The sequence below is a fragment of the Streptomyces sp. SudanB25_2051 genome, assembly GCF_964272635.1.
Lineage (GTDB): Bacteria > Actinomycetota > Actinomycetes > Streptomycetales > Streptomycetaceae > Streptomyces.
This window is the reverse complement of sequence record NZ_OZ186787.1, coordinates 4,283,737-4,304,145: the sequence shown is the minus strand read 5'-3', so window position 1 is coordinate 4,304,145 and position 20,409 is coordinate 4,283,737. Positions and strand designations below refer to the sequence as shown.

Here is a 20,409-nt window from a genome sequence, read left to right as displayed (position 1 = left end):
GGATCTTCGGCGCGGGCGGCCACCCTTACGATGGGGGGCATGACTCCTACGCCTCCTGCCCGCCGGGTCCTCCTCGCCGCTCCGCGCGGCTACTGCGCGGGCGTGGACCGCGCCGTGATCGCCGTCGAGAAGGCGCTGGAGCAGTACGGCGCGCCGATCTACGTCCGGCACGAGATCGTCCACAACAAGTACGTCGTGCAGACCCTGGAGAAGAAGGGCGCGATCTTCGTCGACGAGACCCACGAGGTGCCCGAGGGCTCCATCGTGATGTTCTCCGCGCACGGCGTCGCCCCGATCGTCCACGAGGAGGCCGCGAGGCGGAAGCTCGCGACCATCGACGCGACGTGCCCGCTGGTCACCAAGGTCCACAAGGAGGCCGTGCGCTTCGCGCAGGAGGACTACGACATCCTGCTCATCGGCCACGAGGGCCACGAGGAGGTCATCGGCACGTCCGGCGAGGCGCCCGACCACATCCAGCTGGTCGACGGCCCCGAGGACGTGGCGAAGGTCGAGGTGCGCGACCCGTCGAAGGTCGTCTGGCTGTCCCAGACCACGCTGTCCGTGGACGAGACGATGGAGACGGTCGACGCGCTGAAGGAGAAGTTCCCGCAGCTCATGTCGCCGCCCAGCGACGACATCTGCTACGCCACGCAGAACCGCCAGCTCGCCGTGAAGCAGATGGGCGCCGACTCCGACCTGGTCATCGTGGTCGGTTCGCGCAATTCGTCCAACTCCAAGCGGCTGGTCGAGGTCGCCAAGCTGGCCGGAGCCCGCGCCGCGTACCTGGTGGACTTCGCCGACGAGATCGAGGAGGCCTGGCTGGAGGGCGTCTCGACGGTCGGTGTCACCTCCGGCGCCTCGGTGCCCGAGGTGCTGGTCGAGGGCGTCCTGGAGTGGCTGGCGCAGCGCGGCTTCGAGGACGTGGAGATCGTGAAGGCCGCCGAGGAGTCGATCACCTTCTCGCTGCCGAAGGAGCTGCGCCGCGACCTGCGCGCCGAGGCGGCCGCGCTCTCGGAGGGCTGAGCCCGGGCGGCCGGTGCCGCTCGCCGGGGGCGGCGGCCCTTCGCCGTCCTCCCCCGGAGCGCCGGTCCCCCGCCGTAACGTGGTGTCCATGAACGTCTTCGGAGTGGACATCGGCGGGTCGGGGATCAAGGGCGCTCCCGTGGACCTCGAACGCGGCGATCTGGCCGAGCCCCGCCACAAGGTACTGACCCCGCAGCCCGCGACGCCCTCGGACGTCGCGGACCGCGTCGCGGAGGTCGTGGCGCACTTCGGCTGGTCGGGGCCGGTCGGGGTGACGTTCCCCGGCGTGGTCACCGGGTCGGTGGTCCGCACGGCCGCCAATGTCGACAAGGGCTGGATCGACGTGGACGCGGCGGCGCTGCTCGGGGAGCGGCTCGGCGGCCTGCCGGTGACGGTGCTGAACGACGCCGACGCGGCGGGGGTCGCGGAGATGACGTACGGCGCGGGCCGGGGCCGTACCGGCACGGTGATCATGCTGACGTTCGGTACGGGGATCGGCAGCGCCCTGTTCGTGGACGGGCGGCTCGTGCCCAACACCGAGCTGGGCCACCTGGAGCTGAACGGCAAGGAGGCGGAGAAGCACGCCTCGACCAAGGCCAAGGAGGACAAGGACCTCAGCTGGGAGGAGTGGGCGCACCGGGTGCGGAAGTACCTGGCGCACGTCGAGATGCTCTTCTCGCCCGAGCTGTTCATCGTCGGCGGCGGGGTGAGCCGCAAGGCGGAGAAGTTCCTGCCGCTGATCAAGAACGTGCGCGCCGAGATCGTCCCCGCGCGGCTCCAGAACAACGCGGGCATCGTGGGCGCCGCCATGGCCGCGGCCGGCCGCTAGCGCCGCACCAGACGTCGGACGGTCCTCGGGGGCGCCGCCCGCCCCGCGCGAGCAGGGTCCACGCCGTGCGGGCGGCCCCGCGAGGGCGCGCCGCCCCACCGCGCGCGCCGCCCCACCGCGCGCGGCGCTCTCGCGGGCGCCCGGCCGTGCTCGGCGGCCCGGGGTCAGCCCTGCTTCTGCGTCCTGAGCGCCGCGGCCATCTGGCCCAGGCGCTCGAAGGACGCCGTGCCGGTGACGACCGTCGTCACGCCCTTCTCGCGCAGCACGAGGGCGTCGTACTTGGGGCCCTCCCAGCGCTCCCAGGCACGCCCCGCGACCTGCTGCTTCCTGCCCGTGTCGCGGGCGTCGTGCGTGGTCTTCACGATGTGGCGGACGGGCGTCTCGGTGGACTGCTCGACGGCGACGTACTCCCGCTCCGGCGTGAGGAAGCCCAGGTGCCAGGCGTCGGCGTTGCGGCGGTCGTACGAGACGGAGGTCGGCCGCCAGTCCTTGCCGAGGCCCTCGGGCGCGGCGACCGGGTAGGGGGCGGCGCGCTGGGCCGTCACCAGCTCCACCCGGTAGTCGATCGGCTTCATCGGGTCCACCGTGTCGTCGTGCGGGACGAAGAGGTAGATCACCCCGGCGGCGGCGCAGATCACCGCCATCGACTGGAACATCCCGCGCACTGTCTGCTTGCCTCGCATACCTGCCACCCCCCTATGGTCGCATCAGGGCATCCCGCTCATACGTGGGCCCCTCTGCTCAATTTGTCGACGTACCGATAGAGTCGCAGCACCCTCTTCACCACCGGCCGTCGCCGTACAGAAAGGTGCGCTCCGATGACCGAGCACGCTCTGCCGTCCGAACTCGAGGTCTCGCCCGAGGCCCCCGACCGCAACCTCGCCCTGGAGCTGGTCCGGGTCACCGAGGCCGCCGCGATGGCCGCGGGCCGCTGGGTCGGCCGCGGCGACAAGAACGGCGCCGACGGCGCGGCCGTCCGGGCCATGCGCACCCTCGTCTCCACCGTCTCCATGAACGGTGTCGTCGTCATCGGCGAGGGCGAGAAGGACGAGGCCCCGATGCTCTTCAACGGCGAGCGGATCGGTGACGGGACCGGCGCCGAGTGCGACATCGCCGTGGACCCGATCGACGGGACGACGCTGACCGCGAAGGGCATGCCCAACGCGATCGCCGTACTGGCGGCGGCCGACCGTGGCGCGATGTTCGACCCGTCGGCCGTCTTCTACATGGACAAGCTGGTCACCGGCCCGGAGGCGGCCGACTTCGTGGACATCGACGCGCCGGTGTCGGTCAACATCCGCCGCGTCGCCAAGGCGAAGAACACGGCGCCCGAGGACGTCACCGTCGTCATCCTGGACCGGCCGCGCCACGAGGGCATCGTCAAGGAGATCCGCGAGACGGGCGCCCGGATCAAGTTCATCTCGGACGGCGACGTGGCCGGTTCGATCATGGCGGTCCGCGAGGGCACCGGTGTCGACCTGCTGCTGGGCATCGGCGGTACGCCCGAGGGCATCATCAGCGCCTGCGCCATCAAGTGCCTGGGCGGTGTCATCCAGGGCAAGCTGTGGCCGAAGGACGACGCGGAGCGGCAGCGCGCCATCGACGCGGGCCACGACCTGGACCGCGTGCTGTCCACGGACGACCTGGTGCGCGGCGACAACGTCTTCTTCGTCGCGACCGGCATCACGGACGGCGAGCTGCTGCGCGGCGTCCGCTACCGCTCCGAGACGGCCACGACCTCGTCGCTGGTGATGCGTTCGAAGTCCGGCACGATCCGGCAGATCGACTCCACGCACCGGCTGTCGAAGCTGCGCGCGTACAGCCAGATCGACTTCGACCGGGCGAAGTAGCCCGCGCGGCCGCCGGGCGAGACCGGCGGCCCCGGCGGCAGGGCCACGCCGGACGGCGGACTCGGGACGGGCGGTTTCCGGCCGGGCCGACCGGGACGGCGATACGAAAAGGGGCGCTCCCAGTGCGGTGGGAGCGCCCCTTCCCGTGCGGGCCGTGCCGCGGTGTGCCGTGCCGTCCCTGGGGCCGTGCGGACCGGGTCCGCCGCCGCGTACGGGCCGGTGCCCGTGCGCGCCGCCGGACGGGCGGTCAGCCGGCGGCGGCGATCTGCTGGCCGGCCGACGCGGCCTTCTTCAGCTCCACCTCGCGGCGCCGGCGGCGGGCCAGCACCACACGGCGCTCGGCGGCGGTCAGGCCGCCCCACACGCCGTACGGCTCCGGCTGGAGCAGGGCGTGCTCGCGGCACTCGACCATGACGGGGCAGCGGGCGCAGACCCGCTTGGCGGCTTCCTCGCGGGCGAGCCGGGCGGCCGTGGGCTCCTTCGACGGGGCGAAGAACAGGCCCGCCTCGTCGCGGCGGCACACCGCCTCCGTGTGCCAGGGGCCCGCCTCGTCCTCCCGCGCCGGAACGCGCTGGGACGGGACGGCGGCGACCTGGAGGGGCTGATGCGGCAGTGGCAGCACGGTCTACTCCTGACGACGGCCTACACGGGCGAGAGAGACGATGCAGCAAGCCCTACCCGCTGTGCGCACGCCTATGCACTGAGTCGCACGGGCTTCCAGGTGGTGGGACGCGGTACGGCCGAAACTCGACGGTCGGCCGGGGAGCTCCGCCCGCCGCGCCCCGCCCGCGTCAGTGCCCCAGGTGCTTGCGGAGCTTGTCGTGGATGAGGTCCGCGATGCGCTTGCCGCGCTTGGGGCGGGCCTCGACGTTGCCGAAGACCGAGTAGCCGTTGACGACCACGACGGGGGCCTCCGGGTCGTCGGCCTCCAGGGTCTGCACCTCGAAGTTGCCGAAGACGCCGCCGCCGGTGCCGCGCAGCGAGACGTTCTCGGGGACGCGGATCTCGACGTTCCCGAAGACCGAGGTGGCGTCGATGGTGGTGAGGCGCTGGGTGAAGGTGGCCTCGGTGAGGTCGATCTCGATGTTGCCGAAGAGGGAGAACGCGGTGGTGCGCGGCCCGATGCGGCGCCGGCCGCGCAGGGTGCTGCTGGAGAAGACCGCGACCACGCGGTCCTGGTCGCCGGCCGCGCCGGCCGGGTCGTAGGCCGCGGTCGCGGCCGGGCGGGACCCCGCGGGGGCGGCCGGGGCGGGGAGGTCGCTGACGATGGGCTCCAGCTCGGCGAGGGTCTTGGCGCGGTACACCGCGTCGACGCGCTCGCCGTGCTCCTCGGCGTCGAGCCGCCCCTCGGCCAGCGCGTCCGCGAGGATGTCGGCGACCCGGTCGCGGTCGGCGTCCGAGGCGCGCAGCGCCGGGGCGGGGGCGGCGGACTGCGGGGCGGCGGACTGCGGGGCGCGGGGGTCGGGCTGCTTCTGGGGCTGCTTCTCGAGATCCACCTCCTCAGCCTAGCGAAACGCGATAGATCGCGACCAGGGCCGGGTGAGCCTTACCTCACAAGCCCGGCCCGGCCGGCGCGTCTTACGCTTGGGGGCGCGTTGCCAAGGGAGGCCGCGCCGCTGTCTGCCGAGTGAGGAATGGCCGTCATGCCAGAGTTTGCGTACTCCGATCTGCTCCCGCTGGGAGAGGACACCACGCCGTACCGACTGGTGACCTCGGAGGGGGTGTCCACCTTCGAGGCCGACGGGCGGACGTTCCTCAAGGTGGAGCCGGAGGCGCTGCGCAAGCTGGCCGAGGAGGCCATCCGCGACATCCAGCACTATCTGCGCCCCGCGCACCTCGCGCAGCTCCGGAAGATCATCGACGACCCGGAGGCGTCGGCGAACGACAAGTTCGTGGCGCTGGACCTGCTGAAGAACGCCAACATCGCCGCGGCCGGCGTGCTGCCCATGTGCCAGGACACGGGCACGGCGATCGTCATGGGCAAGCGCGGGCAGAACGTGCTGACCGAGGGCCGCGACGAGGAGGCCCTGTCCCGCGGCATCTTCGACGCGTACACCAAGCTCAACCTGCGGTACTCGCAGATGGCGCCGCTGACCATGTGGGAGGAGAAGAACACCGGCTCCAACCTCCCGGCGCAGATCGAGCTGTACGCGACGGACGGCGGCGCGTACAAGTTCCTCTTCATGGCCAAGGGCGGCGGCTCGGCCAACAAGTCGTTCCTCTACCAGGAGACGAAGGCCGTCCTGAACGAGGCCTCCATGATGAAGTTCCTGGAGGAGAAGATCCGCTCGCTCGGCACGGCGGCCTGCCCGCCGTACCACCTGGCGATCGTCGTCGGCGGCACGTCCGCCGAGTACGCGCTGAAGACCGCCAAGTACGCCTCCGCGCACTACCTGGACGAGCTGCCCGAGGAGGGCTCGGTGCTCGGCCACGGCTTCCGCGACAAGGAGCTGGAGGAGAAGGTCTTCGAGCTGACGCAGCGGATCGGCATCGGCGCGCAGTTCGGCGGCAAGTACTTCTGCCACGACGTGCGCGTGGTGCGGCTGCCCCGGCACGGCGCGTCCTGCCCGGTCGCCATCGCCGTCTCCTGCTCGGCCGACCGCCAGGCCGTCGCGAAGATCACCGCCGAGGGCGTCTTCCTGGAGCAGCTGGAGACCGACCCGGCGCGCTTCCTGCCGGACACGACGGACGAGCACCTCGCCGAGGAGGGCGACGTCGTGAAGATCGACCTCAACCAGCCGATGGACGACATCCTGGCCGAGCTGACCAAGTACCCGGTCAAGACCCGGCTCTCGCTGACCGGCCCGCTGGTCGTGGCGCGCGACATCGCCCACGCCAAGATCAAGGAGCGGCTCGACGCGGGCGAGGAGATGCCGCAGTACCTGAAGGACCACCCGGTGTACTACGCGGGCCCGGCGAAGACGCCCGAGGGGTACGCCTCCGGGTCGTTCGGCCCGACGACGGCCGGGCGCATGGACTCGTACGTGGAGCAGTTCCAGGCGGCCGGCGGCTCGAAGGTCATGCTGGCCAAGGGCAACCGCTCCCAGCAGGTGACCGACGCGTGCGCCGCGCACGGCGGCTTCTACCTGGGCTCCATCGGCGGCCCGGCGGCGCGCCTGGCGCAGGACTGCATCAAGAAGGTCGAGGTCGTCGAGTACGAGGAGCTCGGCATGGAGGCGGTCTGGAAGATCGAGGTCGAGGACTTCCCGGCGTTCATCGTCGTGGACGACAAGGGCAACGACTTCTTCAAGGACCCGGCCCCCGCGCCGACCTTCACCTCCATCCCGGTGCGCGGTCCCGGTCTCGGCTGACCCCGCCCGCGTGACATGAGCGAGAGCCCCCGGCGAGCCCGCCGGGGGCTCTCGCGTCTCCCCCCGCCGGGCTGGACCCGCCTCGGCGCCGGTAGCGTCCCGGCCAGGTGGCTCCGCGGGCGCGGGGCCGATGAGGAGGCGTACATGCGCACGCTCGCCGACCGGTTCGTCCCCCGGCCCGACTTCGCCAGCCGGCACGAGACGGTCATCGACGCGCCCGCCGACGCGGTGTGGGCCGCGTTCCGGGCGATGGAGCTGGAGCGCGGTGTGCGCGGGATCGGCGTCGCCCGCGTCCTGATGGCCGTCCGCGCCGTGCTCGGCCGGGCCGTCAACCGCGGCCGGGTGTACCGGGACGAGCCCTCCGCGTTCACGCCGCTCGCCGAGGAGCCGGGCCGGGAGGTGGTGCACGGCATCGTGGGCCGGTGGTGGCGGCTGGGCGGCGCCCCGAACCGTACGGACGTGGCCACGGCGGAGCAGTTCCTGGCCTTCGCCGAACCGGGGTACGCCAAGGGGACGTTCGGGCTGCGCCTCACCGGGTCGCCGGACGGGCGGCGCACGCGGGTGGTCACCGAGACGCGGGTGCTGTGCACCGACGAGGCGGCCCGGCGGGCGATGCGCCGCTACTGGGGCATGATCCGGCCGTTCAGCGGGCTGATCCGGAAGGCGATGCTGCGGGAGCTGCGGCGCAGGGTCGCCGCGCGCTGAGCGCGGGCGCGTCTCCGCCCGTGCGCGCGCTGAGCGCGGGGCGCGTCTCATCCGTGCCGCGCGCCGGGTGGAGGCACGCCCCCGTCCGGTGCCGGGCACCGGACGGGGGCGTGGTGTGCGCTGGGACGTGGACGCGGTCGGGGTCAGGCGAAGCGCTGGTTCGCGGCGCCCGCGGCGCAGGGCTGGAGGCGCAGCGGGTCCTTGGCGGAGGCGAGGGTGGCGCACAGGTGCGGGGCGGCGGCCGGGCGGAGCGTGCCGGCCTCGCGGACGAACTTCTGGTTGCCGGTGCCGGAGCAGTTCCAGACGATCAGGGCCGTCCCGGCGGTGTAGCGGGCCCCCGGCACGTCGAGGCAGCGGTCGTGGGTGAGCTCGGTGTGGACGGAGCCGCGGTCGGGGTCGTACCACCAGCCCTGGTTGCGGCCGCCGTGGCAGTCCCAGCCGGTGACGGCGGTGCCGTTGCGGGTGGTGGCTCCGGTGACGTCCACGCAGGTGCCGGTGGCGGCGTTGCGCAGCGGGGCGAACTTGTCGTCCCAGGCGCCGGGCACGAGGACCGGCTTGCCGGTGGAGGCGGGGTCGGCGCAGCTCGCCTCCCGCAGCCCGGCCGCGTACAACTGGGTCAGGCAGGACGCGAAGGCGGCGTGGCCGGCCTTGTTGGGGTGGAAGGACTGGCGGACGGAGTTCTCGTCCCAGGGGAACTTGGTCACGTCGACGAAGAGGCCGCGGGCCCACGCCTGGTCCATGCAGACCTCGTGGCCGTGGAAGAGGCGGGAGGCGTCGAGGTAGACGGCGCCGGTGTTCGCGGCGGCGGTGCGCATGCCGCGTTCGAAGGCGGGTACCGCGGTGTCGCGGCCCCAGGCGGTGTCGGAGTCGTAGCCGAGGCCGCCGCAGGCGAGCTTGCCGGGGAAGTCGGGGTTGTCGTGGAAGTCCGGGCCGATGGGGCTCGGGTAGCTCATGACGACGAGCCGGTAGTCCCCGTCGGCGTACCCGGCGTCGCGCATGACGGTGCGCAGGTCGCGGACGGTCTGCTCGACCTTGGGGACGAGTCCGTCGATCCGGTTCTGCCAGGTCGGCGCGTACTTCGGCGCGCAGGGGCCCTGGAGGAGGACGTAGCGGGTGACGCAGTCGGTCATGACGGGGCCGAACTGGAGGTCGTCGTTGGCCCCGGCGACGAGGAGGACCATCTTGACGCGGGTGTTGCGGGCCTTGACGGCGAGGTTGTCGCTCTGGACGAGCTCGTCGGCGTACTGCCGGGTGCCGCCGACGCGGATGTTCGGGGTGGCCGCGCCGGAGCAGGAGACGTTGTACGTGACGTCGGCGGGGATGCCGGTGCGGTGGATCGCCGCGTCGGGCGAGCGGTGGCACCAGTTGTCGGGGCCGTCGGTGCCGGGCTCGTACACGCCGACGCCCTCGCCGGAGATCTCGCTGTCGCCGAGGGAGACGAGGGCGGTCTTGCGCTCCGCGAGGGGCCGCTCCTCGGGGCTGCCGTACAGGGCGGTCGCCTCGGCCGCGCGGACGCGTTCCAGCTCGGCGGGGAGCGGGGCGGAGCTGACGGTCCGTTCGGCGGTCGCGGCCGCGGGGGCGCCGGCCGCCGCGGCGGGCGGGGCGGCGGCGGTGCCGCCGAGGGTGGCGGCGAGCGCGGCGGCTGCCGCGCATACGAGTTTCAGTCTGGTGCGCGCCATTGCGCCTCCTGGAAGTGGGGTTACCCACGGTTTTTACTGGCCGGTAAAGCACTTGGGAATAGACCGAACCAGACAAGTGCTCAACTTTTCCGGGAGGTTGGGACGATGACGGACACCAGCGGGCGGCAGGGCGACGGCCTGGGCGGCGGGAGCGGCGACGGCGGCTTCCGGGTCGAGCACGACTCGATGGGCGAGGTGCGGGTCCCCGCACACGCCAAGTGGCGGGCGCAGACGCAGCGGGCGGTGGAGAACTTCCCCGTGTCGGGGCAGCGCCTGGAGCGGGCCCACATCGCGGCCCTCGCCCGGATCAAGGCGGCGGCGGCCAAGGTGAACGCGGAGCTCGGCGTCCTGGACCCGGAGATCGCGCGGGCGGTGCGGGAGGCCGCGGCGGAGGTCGCGGAGGGCCGGTGGGACGACCACTTCCCGGTCGACGTGTTCCAGACCGGCTCGGGCACCTCGTCCAACATGAACATGAACGAGGTCCTGGCCACCCTCGCGACCGAGCGGCTCGGCGGCCGGGCCGTCCACCCCAACGACCACGTCAACGCCTCGCAGTCGTCGAACGACGTCTTCCCCTCGTCCATCCACATCGCGGCGACCGCCGCCGTGACCGGCGACCTCATCCCGGCCCTCGACCATCTGGCCGCCGCGCTGGGGCGAAAATCAGCCGAATTCGCGGAGGTCGTCAAGTCCGGCCGTACGCATCTGATGGACGCGACGCCCGTGACGCTCGGTCAGGAGTTCGGCGGGTACGCGGCGCAGGTGCGGTACGGCGTGGAGCGGCTGCGGGCCGCCCTGCCGCGCCTGGCGGAGCTGCCGCTGGGCGGTACGGCCGTCGGTACGGGCATCAACACGCCGCCCGGGTTCTCCGCGGCGGTCATCGCGGAGGTGGCGCGGGAGACCGGGCTGCCGCTGACCGAGGCGCGCGACCACTTCGAGGCGCAGGGCGCGCGGGACGGCCTGGTCGAGACGTCGGGCCAGCTCCGCACGGTCGCGGTCTCCCTCACCAAGATCGCCAACGATCTGCGGTGGATGGCGTCGGGGCCGCGCACGGGCCTGGCCGAGATCAATCTGCCGGACCTCCAGCCCGGCTCGTCCATCATGCCGGGCAAGGTGAACCCGGTCGTCCCCGAGGCCGTCCTGATGGTCGCCGCGCAGGTCGTCGGCAACGACGCGACGGTGGCCGCGGCGGGCGCGGCGGGCAACTTCGAGCTCAACGTGATGCTCCCGGTGATGGCGAAGAACCTGCTGGAGTCCATCCGCCTGCTGGCCAACGCGGCGCGGCTCCTCGCGGACCGCACGGTCGACGGGATCACCGCCAACGCCGAGCGGGCCCGCGAGTACGCCGAGTCGTCGCCGTCCGTGGTGACCCCGCTCAACCGGTACATCGGGTACGAGGAGGCGGCGAAGGTCGCCAAGCGGTCGCTCGCCGAGCGCAAGACGATCCGCGAGGTGGTGCTGGAGTCGGGGTACGTGGAGCGCGGTGATCTGACGCTCGAACAGCTCGACGAGGCGCTCGACGTCCTGCGGATGACCCGCCCCTGACCAGCCGCTCCCCCGGCCCGTACCGCCCCTGACCTGCGGCGTCGAACATGCCGGCGTCCCGTATTCGTGACCTGGATCGCGGACGGGCGGCCCGGCGCGGCCCTAAGATCTGCGCATGACAGCGGAGACGACAGGTTCGGCGCCGGAGGCCGGGGCGGCGCCGCGGGCACAGTCCGTACCGGCCCCGGGGGCGCAGGCGGCGCCCGTACCCGCGCCGGCCGGGTCAGGTACGGGCGAGGGGGCCGCCGGCGGCGGCCGGGTGCGGCGCTGGGCGCCCGGCGACCGCATCCTGTGGCGCTACCGGGACAACGGCGACGGCCATGTCCACATCTGCCGCCCCGTGACCGTCGTCCAGGACACCCCGGACCTGCTCGCCGTCTGGATGGCGCCCGGCACCGAGTGCGTCAGGCCCGTCCTCGCGGACGGCACCCCCGTGCACGAGGAGCCGCTGGCCACCCGCTACACCGCGCCCCGCACCACCGCCCGCACCCGCTGGGCCGGCATGGGCGTGCTCAAGCTGGCCCGCCCGGACGAGCCGTGGTCGGTGTGGCTGTTCTGGGAGGACGGCTGGGAGTTCCGCAGCTGGTACGTCAACCTGGAGTCGCCGCGCGTACGGTGGTCCGGGGGCGTCGACTCGGAGGACCACTTCCTCGACATCTCCGTCTACCCCGACCGCAGCTGGCTGTGGCGGGACGAGGACGAGTTCGCCCAGGCGCAGCGCGCCGGCCTGATGGACGCCGACCAGGCGCGCCGGGTCCGGGAGGCCGGTGACGCCGCCGTGGAGGTGATCCGGGCGTGGGGCGCGCCGTTCGCGGACGGCTGGGAGAACTGGCGGCCCGACCCCTCCTGGCCCGTTCCCGAGCTGCCGGCCGACTGGGATCGCACCCCGTGCCGCACGGCACCGTGAGACCCTTGATACGCCCCTGGGGGGTAACCGTAGGATCGTCCTCCGCCGGACGGCCACCAGGCCCCGCGGCCGGCAACGACCGAGTACGGAACAGGAACTGACCGTAAGTCACCTACGAGGGGGTGGAGCCGTGCCCGAGGTGCGCACGGGTCCGTCGCCCCTTGTCGACGCCGCGCTCAGAGCGGGTATAGCGCCTGACAGAGCGATTGCATCGCCCACCCGGCCCGGACGGACGGAATCCCACGCGTGACGGAGCATCCCACCTCCCACGAAGGCAGGCAGCCGCTCGCTGCCCGGCCTCAGGAGCGCACCCGGCCCCGGCAGGAGGCCCCCGAGCCCGCCGGTGAGGCGGGCATGGCCGCGCCCGCGCACGGCAGGCCGCACCCCGGCACGGCCCCCGTCCCGGCCCAGCCGGGTCCCGTGGCCGCGCCCGACGCCCCGGACGGCGCCAACGCGGCGCGCGGCGCCTCCCGTACGGCCCGTTCGGCGTCGGCCGCGCGCAGGGCGGCGGACACCGAGCGCGGCGGCGCCCAGGCGCGGGCCCGCGCGGACGACGAGCCGGAACGTCCCGCCACCCGCGACGCCGCCGCCGGCCATGTGCCCGCGCAGCCGGACGTGCGCGCCGGGGACGGCGCGCCGGCCGGCGGGGTCGCGCCGGTGAGCGGCGGCGGGGTGCCGCAGGACCCGGTGGGGACCGCGCGGCGGGAGGGCGACCGGCTGCGGTTCGTGGGCGCGGCGACACGGCGGATCGCGCGCGGCATCGACCTGGACGAGATCGTGCTGGGCCTGTGCCGGGCCACCGTGCCGACCTTCGCCGACGCGATCCTGGTGTACCTGCGCGACCCGCTGCCGGTCGGCGACGAGCGTCCCGTGGACCCGTTCGTGCTGCGGCTGCGCCGCGCCGACCGGCTGCGTTTAACGGCGGACGACCCCGGTGACCTGGGCCTGTTCCCGGTGGGGCAGGTCGGGGCGCCGGACGTCGAGCAGAGCCCGGCGGCCGAGCTGTGCGAGGTCCGCCCCGGCGGGCACCTGGCTGAGGTGCTGCGCGGGGTGCGGCCGGTGTTCGGCGACTCGGCGGCGGCCCGCGCGGCGCTGCCGGAACTGCTGGGCGAGGGGCCTTCCGTGCCGCCCGGGCACCGGGCGATCCTCGCGCCGCTGCGGGGCCGGCGTCGGGTGATCGGCGCGGCCGTGTTCCTGCGCCGCCCCGACCGCGTCGCCTTCGAGCCGAACGATCTGCTGGTGGCGGCGCAGCTGGCCACGCACACGGCGCTCGGCATCGACAAGGCCGTGCTGTACGGGCGTGAGGCGTACATCGCGGACGAGCTCCAGCGGACGATGCTCCCGGAGAACCTCCCGCAGCCCACCGGTGTGCGGCTGGCGTCCCGCTATCTTCCGGCGGCCGAGACCGCGCGGGTCGGCGGGGACTGGTACGACGCGATCCCGCTGCCCGGCAGCCGGGTCGCGCTCGTGGTGGGCGACGTCATGGGCCACTCCATGACCTCCGCCGCGATCATGGGGCAGCTGCGGACGACCGCGCAGACCCTCGCCGGGCTCGACCTGCCGCCGCAGGAGGTCCTGCACCACCTGGACGAGCAGGCGCAGCGGCTCGGCGAGAACCGCATGGCGACCTGCCTGTACGCGGTGTACGACCCGGTCGCGCACCGCATCACCATCGCCAACGCCGGCCACCCGCCGCCGATACTCCTCCACCTGGGCGGCCGCGCCGAGGTGCTGCGGGTCCCGCCGGGCGCGCCGATCGGCGTGGGCGGCGTGGACTTCGAGGCGGTCGAGCTGGACGCCCCCGCGGGCGCGACGCTGCTGCTGTACACCGACGGCCTGGTCGAGTCGCGGCTGCGGGACGTGTGGACCGGCATCGAGCAGCTGCGGGAGCGGCTTGCGGCGACCGCACAGCTGACGGGCCCGGACCATCCGCCGCCGCTGGAGGCGCTCTGCGACGACGTGCTCGACATGCTCGGGCCCGGCGACCGGGACGACGACATCGCGCTGCTGGCGGCCCGCTTCGACGGGATAACGCCGAGCGACGTGGCGTACTGGTTCCTGGAGCCGGAGGACGCCGCGCCGGGCCGCGCGCGCAGGCTCGCCCGCAGGGCCCTGGCCCGCTGGGGCCTGGAGGAGCTCAACGACGCCGTGGAGCTGCTGGTCAGCGAGGTCGTCACCAACGCGGTGCGGTACGCGTCGCGGCCGGTGACGCTGCGGCTGCTGCGCACGGACGTACTGCGCTGCGAGGTCGGCGACGACTCGCCGCAGCTGCCGCGGCAGCGCCGGGCGCGGGACACCGACGAGGGCGGGCGCGGTCTGTTCCTGGTCAACCGGCTGGCGCGCCGGTGGGGTGCGACGCGGCTGTCCACCGGGAAGGTCGTCTGGTTCGAGCTGCCGACGCGGGTCTGAGCCCGCCGGGTCGCCCCGGCCGCCGACGCCGCCGCGGGGCGCGTCCGGTGCCGGGCGCGGGCCCGCCTTGCGGGCGTCGGGCACGTACGGCGGGGCGACGGGCGCGTACGGCGGGGCGACGGGCGCGTACGGCGGGGCGACGGGCGCGTACGGAGAAAGGGAGGCGGCCGGGGCCCTGACGGGTCCCGGCCGCCTCCCCTCTCCGGTGCGGCTACTGCTTGACGGGCTTGTCGTTGACGAACCCGGTGTCCGGGCCCGGGTCCGTGCCGGGCTCGCCGCCGTCGCCCGGGTCGGGGCTGGCCGGCGCCGACGACGACGGGGACTGCGTGGGCGGCGTCGGCTGCTGGGACGTCGGGCTCTGCGAGGACGGCGTGCCCGTCGGCGCGCTGGAGGACGGGGAGCTCGTCGGCTCGTCCGGCTCGTCGCTCGGCGAGGACGACGGCGACGCGCTCTCGGAGGGCGAGGAGCTGGGCTCCGGCTCCGGTCCGGCGACCTCCAGGACGTCCAGGTCGAACCGCGCGTCGGAGCCGCCGCCGAGGGCGTCCAGCGTGTAGTCGGCCCAGATGCGGGCGGGGAAACCGCCGCCGTTGGCGCGGCCCGAGTTGGCCGTGCCGGTCAGCGTGACCTGGGTGCCCTTCTCCGCGTCCTCGCCGAAGAGGGCGACCACCGTGGTCAGCTCGGGCGTGTAGCCGGCGAACCAGGCGGACTTGTTGTTCTCCGACGTACCGGTCTTGCCCGCCGCCTCGTACGCGGAGGTGTTCGCCGCCGCGCCCGAGCCGTTCTTGACGACGCCGGTCAGGACGGAGGTGACGGTGTCGGCGGTCTGGCGGCTGATGACCTGCGCGCCGATCGGGTCGGCCGGCTCGACCGCGCGGTCCTTGTGCTCGGCGGACTTCACGATCGTCGGGGTAACCTTCTTGCCGTGGTTGTCGAGCGTGGCGTACACGCCGGCCATGTCCCAGGTGGAGGCGCCCATGACGCCCAGCGACATCGCGGGCGCCTCGACGAACCCCTCGGAGTCCCGCATGCCGAGGTCGAGGGCGGTCTTCTTCACCTTGTCGGGGCCGACGTCCACGATCATCTGGGCGAAGACCGAGTTGATCGACTTGTTCATGGCGCGCTGGACGGTGACCGGGCCGTAGCTGCGGTCGTCCTCGTTCTCCGGGGCGAACGGGGTGTCGCTGCCCTCGACGGGCCGGCGGCTGGTGCCGTCGTAGACCGTGTTCACGCCGATGCGGCGGCCGTCCTGCGTCGTGGAGGCGTTCTCCAGCGCGGAGGCGAAGACGAGCGGCTTGAAGGTGGAGGCGGGCTGGTAGTCGCGCCGGGTGGCGTTGGACATCCAGTGCTCGGTGGCGCCGACGCCGCCGTACAGGGCGACGACGTGGCCGGTCTTCGGGTCGACGGAGGTGGCGCCCGCCTGGACGGTGGAGTCGACCTTGTCGCCCTCGCGGTCGAGCTTGCTCTCCAGCTGCTCGTCGACCGCCTCGACGAGCTCCTTCTGGCGCTTCTTGTCGATCGTGAGGGTGATCGTCCAGCCGCCCGCGCTGATGTCCTCCTCGGAGACGCCCTGGCGGATCAGCTCCTGGTTGGCGGCCGAGACCAGGTAGCCGGTCTGGCCCTCCATGCCGGGGGCGGGCTTGGGCTTCTGGGGCACGGGGAACTTCATGCCGGCCCGCTTGGCCGGGTCGAGCCAGTTCTCCTCGACCATGTTGTCCAGGACGTAGTTCCAGCGCTCGGTGACGAGCTTGCGGCCGGTGGGCGTCGCCGACGTCCAGTCGTACTGGCTGGGCGCCTGGAGCAGCGCGGCGAGGTAGGCGCCCTGCTCGACGGTCAGCTCGCCGGCGTCGACGCCGTAGTACGCCTGCGCGGCGGCCTGGATGCCGTAGGCGCCCCGGCCGTAGTAGCTGGTGTTGAGGTACCCGGCGAGGATCTCCTCCTTGCTCTTGCGCTGGTCGACCTTGAGGGAGATCACCAGTTCCTTGAGCTTCCGGGTGACGGTCTGGCTCTGGTCCAGGTAGTAGTTCTTGACGTACTGCTGGGTGATGGTCGAGCCGCCCTGCTTGCCCTGGCCGGTGATCGTGTTGATCACACCGCGGGCGGTGCCCTTGAAGTCGACGCCGGAGTCCTCGTAGAAGGTCTTGTTCTCCGCCGCGACGAACGCCTTCTCGACCGGGTCGGGGATCTTGTCGAGGCCCACGATCGAGCGGTTGACCTTGCCGCTGCGGGCGAGGATCGAACCGTCGGCGTACTTGTAGACGTTGCTCTGCAGCACCGCCTCGGCGTTGGCGGTGGGGACCGGGACCAGCAGGTAGACGGCGTAGAAGCCGCCCATCGCCAGCAGGCAGAACACGAAGAACGTGCCCAGCAGCTTCCGCCAGGTGAAGAAGCGGCGTATGCCTCCGCGGCTCCCCTGTGCCCGGCGCGCCCCGCGCTGCCGGGACCGTCGCGCGTCTCCTCGGCCCATGGCTCCGTCGCTCCCGTTGGTCGATGTTCGTCCGGCTGGCCTGGTCCGTCCGGTCCAGCCGGTTCGTCCGGCGATGTCGGCCCCCACGTCCGGATCAGCTCAGCAAGCTAACCCGCCACGGCCGACGCAGACCAACGAGTCCCGTCTTTTCCGGACGTGAGAATCAGCACCCGTTTCCACAGGAACCGACTCACCTGGGGTGGACAAGGTTGCGAGAAGCGTTAAAGTGATATCACTTTGCTTCACGCATGAGAGCACGGGAATGGGGGGATCATGTCCGGGACGACGGGCGGGACGACAGGTGCGGCCACGGCCTCGACGGCGGGGGCCGGGGGCCGGGCGGCGGCCGAGGGGGCGCGGCCGCGGGTGCGGGAGTTCACCGCGTACAGCGTCGGCGGGGGCTTCGCGCTGCTGGCCGGCCTGGTCGGGCTGGCGGCCGGGGTGTGCCTGGTCGTCGCGGGGACCGCGGTGGCGGAGGACACCTCGGCGGCCGCGCGGGCCGGGCTGATCGCGCTGGGGGTCCTGGTGGGCCTCGGGTCGCTGCTCGCGATGTGCGGGCTGAACATGGTGGCGCCCGGCGAGGCCCGCGTGGTGCAGCTGTTCGGCCGCTATCGCGGCACGGTCCGCGCGGACGGGCTGCGCTGGGTGAACCCGCTGACCTCCCGGGTGGCGATCTCGACCCGCGTACGGAACCACGAGACGGCCGTCCTGAAGGTCAACGACGCCTACGGCAATCCGATCGAGCTGGCCGCGGTCGTGGTGTGGCGGGTCGAGGACACCGCGCAGGCCATGTTCGAGGTCGACGACTTCGAGCAGTTCGTGTCCACGCAGACGGAGGCGGCCGTCCGGCACATCGCGATCGAGTACCCGTACGACGCCCACGACGAGGACGGCCTGTCGCTGCGCGGCAACGCCGAGGAGATCACCGAGAAGCTCGCGGCGGAGCTCCACGCGCGGGTGGAGGCGGCGGGTGTCCGCGTCATCGAGTCGCGGTTCACCCACCTCGCGTACGCTCCGGAGATCGCCTCGGCGATGCTTCAGCGGCAGCAGGCCGGCGCGATGGTGGCGGCCCGGCAGAAGATCGTGGAGGGCGCGGTCGGCATGGTCGAGCTCGCCCTGGACCGGATCGCGGAGCGCGACATAGTGGAACTGGACCCGGAGCGGAAGGCGGCCATGGTCTCCAACCTCATGGTGGTGCTGTGCGGTGACCGCTCGGCCCAGCCCATCGTCAACACGGGCACGCTCTACCAGTGACGGCCCGCCGCGAGCGCAAGCAGGTCCTCCTCCGCCTCGACCCGGCGGTGTACGAGGCGCTGGCCCGCTGGGCGTCGGACGAGCTGCGCAGCGCGAACTCGCAGATCGAGTTCCTGCTGCGCAGGGCCCTCGCGGAGGCGGGGCGCCTGCCGGCCGGCCCGGCGCCCCTGCCCCGCCGGGGCCGCCCGCCGAAACAGGCCCCGCCGCCGTCACCTCCGCCCCGGGGCGAGGGCGCGGCGGACGCGGAGCCGGACGCCCGGCGGGACGGGGACGGGGAGTAGCGCGGATGGGGAGCGGGGGGCCGAGTGGTGCGGGACGGCGTTTGGGGACGGGACGCCCGGGGCCGGTCGGCCTGGACGCGGGGGCGGGTGGTGGCCGGGGTGGCCGCGCTGGTCGCCTGGCTGATCGTGTTCCACGCGACGGTGCCGGACCTGCCGGGGCGGCCGGCGAGCCTGCTGGAGACCTTCCTGCCGTGGCTCGGGCTGACCGTGCCGGCCCTGGCGGTCGCCGCACTGGTGCGGCGCTCGGCCCTCGGCCTGCTGGCCGTGCTGCTGCCGGTCATGGCGTGGGGCGGCCACTTCGGGCCGCTGCTGCTGCCCGGCCCCGACGCACCGCACGACCTGACGGTGGTCCAGCACAACGTCGCCGACGACAACCCCGACCCGGCCGGTACGGCACGCGCCCTGACGGCCGTACGCCCGGACCTCATCGCACTCCAGGAGGTCACCCCCGAGGCGCTGCCGGCCTACCGGGCGGCGCTCTCGGCCCGGTACCCGCACCACGCGGTGCGCGGCACGGTCGGCCTCTGGTCGGCGCACCCCCTGAGGGACGCGCGGGCGCTGGACATCCGGCCGCGCGGTGTGGACGACGGGTGGCGGCGCGGGCTGCGGGTCACGGCGGCCACCCCGCGCGGCGACGTGGCCGTGTACGTGGCGCACCTGCCGTCCGTACGGCTCACGGCGCGGCGCGGTTTCGACGCGGCCCGGCGGGACGAGAGCGCCGAGCTGCTCGGGGCCGCCCTCGCCGCCGAGCGGCTGGACCGGGTGGTGCTGCTCGGCGACCTCAACGGCACGGTGGACGACCGGGGGCTCGCCCCGCTGACCTCCCGCCTCGACACGGCCGGCAGGAGGCTCGCGTTCAGCTGGCCCGCGTCGGCGCCGGTGGCCCGTATCGACCAGGTCCTCGCGCGGGGCGCCGAGGTCGTGCGGCTCTGGACGCTGCCCCGGACGGGCTCCGACCATCTGCCGGTCGCCGCACACCTCACGTACTGATCCCTGGGCCGCCCCCGACCCGGCGGTCCCGACCCGCCAGCCCCGGTCCACCGGTCCCGTTCCACCGACCCCGGCGGGGCGGGGCGTCTAGCGGGCGTCCGCCGGCAGCACCCGTACCGGGAGCGCCGCGAGCGCGCCGCGCAGCGCCTCCGCCAGCTCCTGGAACTCCGCCGCCCTGGCCGCGCCCGTACGCATCGCCAGGGCGACCCGCCGCGACGGCGCCGGGTCCGCGAAGTAGCCGGTCACGAGGCTCGGGTTCCGCCCGGTCTCGACCTTCACGGCGGTGCGCGGCAGCAGGGTCACGCCCAGCCCGCCCGCGACCAGCTGCACCAGCGTGGAGAGCCCGGCCGCCGTCGTGGTGACCGCGGCGCCGTCGGTGCGCCCTGCCTCGCGGCAGATGTCGAGGGCCTGGTCGCGCAGGCAGTGCCCCTCGTCCAGCAGCAGCAGGTGCAGCTCCCGCAGCGCGTCGCGCGGGATGTCCGTACGGCCGCCCAGCGGATGGTCGTCGGGCGTGACCAGCACGAAGTCCTCGTCGAACAGCGGCAGTTCCGTCACTCCCGGCACGCCCAGCGGCACGGCGAGCAGCAGCACGTCCAGCCGCCCGGAGGACAGCCCCTCCAGCAGCGAGTACGTCTGCTCCTCGTGGACCTGGAGGTCCAGCTCCGGGTAGCGGTCGTGGACCAGCCGCAGGACCGTCGGCAGCAGATAGGGCGCGACGGTCGGGATCACCCCGAGGCGCAGCACCCCGGTGAAGGGCGCCCGTACGGCCTCCGCCTCCTCCAGGAGCTCGCCCACCGCGTCCAGCACCGCCTTGGCGCGGACGGCCAGGCGCTCCCCCGCCGGTGAGAGCAGCACCTTACGCGTCGTACGCTCAAGGAGCTGGACACCGAGTGCCTCTTCGAGAGCCGAAACCGCGCCCGAGAGCGCCGGCTGGCTCATCCCGATCGCGGCGGCCGCGTCCCGGAAGTGGAGATGCTCGGCGACGGCCGCGAACGCTCTGAGCTGCGCCAGGCTGGGCTGTTTACCTTTTTGTGCGGAATTGTGCACGGAGGGTATGGGCGAGACCACTGATAACCACCTTCGATCAACGCGACCCAGTCTAGCTATTTCACTGATCAATGCACGGCGTGCCATGCTGGCGATCGTCCAACCTCCACGGATG

General features: G+C 73.4%; 17 protein-coding genes. 11 read left to right on the top strand and 6 right to left on the bottom strand.

The window, feature by feature from the left end:
* Positions 1-30: 30 nt before the first annotated feature.
* Together ACSUPT_RS19495 and ppgK are read left to right on the top strand one after the other, a co-directional pair.
* Positions 31-1,023: a 4-hydroxy-3-methylbut-2-enyl diphosphate reductase gene (locus ACSUPT_RS19495; RefSeq protein WP_351968408.1), complete on the top strand. Its 993-nt coding sequence runs from the start codon at positions 31-33 to the stop codon at positions 1,021-1,023.
* 88 nt (positions 1,024-1,111) lie between these two features.
* On the top strand, positions 1,112-1,852 hold the full coding sequence (ppgK, locus tag ACSUPT_RS19490; RefSeq protein ID WP_351968409.1) for a polyphosphate--glucose phosphotransferase: 741 nt from the start codon (positions 1,112-1,114) through the stop codon (positions 1,850-1,852).
* A 164-nt stretch (positions 1,853-2,016) separates the two neighbouring features.
* On the opposite strand, the gene ACSUPT_RS19485 is transcribed toward ppgK, so the two are convergent.
* Entirely contained in the window at positions 2,017-2,544 is a 528-nt protein-coding gene (locus ACSUPT_RS19485) for a DUF4245 domain-containing protein (RefSeq protein WP_404144436.1), read from the bottom strand.
* 126 nt (positions 2,545-2,670) lie between these two features.
* On the opposite strand from ACSUPT_RS19485, the gene glpX reads away from it, so the two are divergent.
* Complete coding sequence (gene glpX / locus ACSUPT_RS19480; protein ID WP_351968410.1) at positions 2,671-3,702, top strand: class II fructose-bisphosphatase; 1,032 nt, start codon at positions 2,671-2,673, stop codon at positions 3,700-3,702.
* 247 nt (positions 3,703-3,949) lie between these two features.
* Here glpX and ACSUPT_RS19475 read toward each other — a convergent pair whose 3' ends face one another.
* Together ACSUPT_RS19475 and ACSUPT_RS19470 are read right to left on the bottom strand one after the other, a co-directional pair.
* Entirely contained in the window at positions 3,950-4,324 is a 375-nt protein-coding gene (locus tag ACSUPT_RS19475; protein WP_351968411.1) for a WhiB family transcriptional regulator, read from the bottom strand.
* 169 nt (positions 4,325-4,493) lie between these two features.
* Complete coding sequence (locus tag ACSUPT_RS19470; RefSeq protein WP_436945107.1) at positions 4,494-5,198, bottom strand: DUF1707 SHOCT-like domain-containing protein; 705 nt, start codon at positions 5,196-5,198, stop codon at positions 4,494-4,496.
* A gap of 138 nt (positions 5,199-5,336) precedes the next feature.
* On the opposite strand from ACSUPT_RS19470, the gene ACSUPT_RS19465 reads away from it, so the two are divergent.
* A complete protein-coding gene (locus ACSUPT_RS19465; protein WP_436945106.1) occupies positions 5,337-7,013 on the top strand; it encodes a fumarate hydratase in 1,677 nt (558 codons plus the stop codon).
* Positions 7,014-7,157: 144 nt separating this feature from the next.
* Entirely contained in the window at positions 7,158-7,718 is a 561-nt protein-coding gene (locus tag ACSUPT_RS19460; protein ID WP_436945105.1) for a hypothetical protein, read from the top strand.
* Between the two features lie 143 nt (positions 7,719-7,861).
* Here the strand turns inward: ACSUPT_RS19460 and ACSUPT_RS19455 are convergent, their stop codons facing one another.
* Positions 7,862-9,397, bottom strand: coding sequence for a ricin-type beta-trefoil lectin domain protein (locus ACSUPT_RS19455; RefSeq protein WP_436945103.1), 1,536 nt, complete (start codon positions 9,395-9,397; stop codon positions 7,862-7,864).
* A 105-nt stretch (positions 9,398-9,502) separates the two neighbouring features.
* Here ACSUPT_RS19455 and ACSUPT_RS19450 point away from each other — a divergent pair, with 105 nt between their 5' ends.
* From ACSUPT_RS19450 to ACSUPT_RS19440, 3 genes are all read left to right on the top strand, one after another.
* A complete protein-coding gene (locus ACSUPT_RS19450; RefSeq protein WP_404144427.1) occupies positions 9,503-10,942 on the top strand; it encodes a class II fumarate hydratase in 1,440 nt (479 codons plus the stop codon).
* Between the two features lie 115 nt (positions 10,943-11,057).
* A complete protein-coding gene (gene fomD, locus ACSUPT_RS19445; protein ID WP_361664742.1) occupies positions 11,058-11,849 on the top strand; it encodes a cytidylyl-2-hydroxypropylphosphonate hydrolase in 792 nt (263 codons plus the stop codon).
* Positions 11,850-12,095: 246 nt separating this feature from the next.
* The gene (locus ACSUPT_RS19440) at positions 12,096-14,258 is read left to right on the top strand and encodes a SpoIIE family protein phosphatase (RefSeq protein WP_404144423.1); all 2,163 of its coding nucleotides are present in this window, start codon (positions 12,096-12,098) and stop codon (positions 14,256-14,258) included.
* A 211-nt stretch (positions 14,259-14,469) separates the two neighbouring features.
* On the opposite strand, the gene ACSUPT_RS19435 is transcribed toward ACSUPT_RS19440, so the two are convergent.
* Complete coding sequence (locus ACSUPT_RS19435) at positions 14,470-16,722, bottom strand: transglycosylase domain-containing protein (RefSeq protein WP_436945101.1); 2,253 nt, start codon at positions 16,720-16,722, stop codon at positions 14,470-14,472.
* A 273-nt stretch (positions 16,723-16,995) separates the two neighbouring features.
* On the opposite strand from ACSUPT_RS19435, the gene ACSUPT_RS19430 reads away from it, so the two are divergent.
* The 3 genes from ACSUPT_RS19430 to ACSUPT_RS19420 are packed head-to-tail and all read left to right on the top strand — an operon-like array spanning position 16,996 to position 19,247.
* Positions 16,996-17,976 carry an SPFH domain-containing protein gene (locus ACSUPT_RS19430; RefSeq protein ID WP_351968373.1) on the top strand — a complete coding sequence of 327 codons (981 nt, stop codon included), beginning with the start codon at positions 16,996-16,998 and terminating at the stop codon, positions 17,974-17,976.
* A complete protein-coding gene (locus tag ACSUPT_RS19425) occupies positions 17,973-18,257 on the top strand; it encodes a hypothetical protein (RefSeq protein ID WP_351968374.1) in 285 nt (94 codons plus the stop codon). Before ACSUPT_RS19430 ends, ACSUPT_RS19425 begins: the two co-directional genes overlap by 4 nt.
* 27 nt (positions 18,258-18,284) lie before the next feature.
* The gene (locus ACSUPT_RS19420) at positions 18,285-19,247 is read left to right on the top strand and encodes an endonuclease/exonuclease/phosphatase family protein (protein ID WP_436945100.1); all 963 of its coding nucleotides are present in this window, start codon (positions 18,285-18,287) and stop codon (positions 19,245-19,247) included.
* Between the two features lie 87 nt (positions 19,248-19,334).
* Here the strand turns inward: ACSUPT_RS19420 and ACSUPT_RS19415 are convergent, their stop codons facing one another.
* Complete coding sequence (locus ACSUPT_RS19415) at positions 19,335-20,294, bottom strand: hydrogen peroxide-inducible genes activator (protein WP_351968376.1); 960 nt, start codon at positions 20,292-20,294, stop codon at positions 19,335-19,337.
* Positions 20,295-20,409 lie beyond the last annotated feature (115 nt).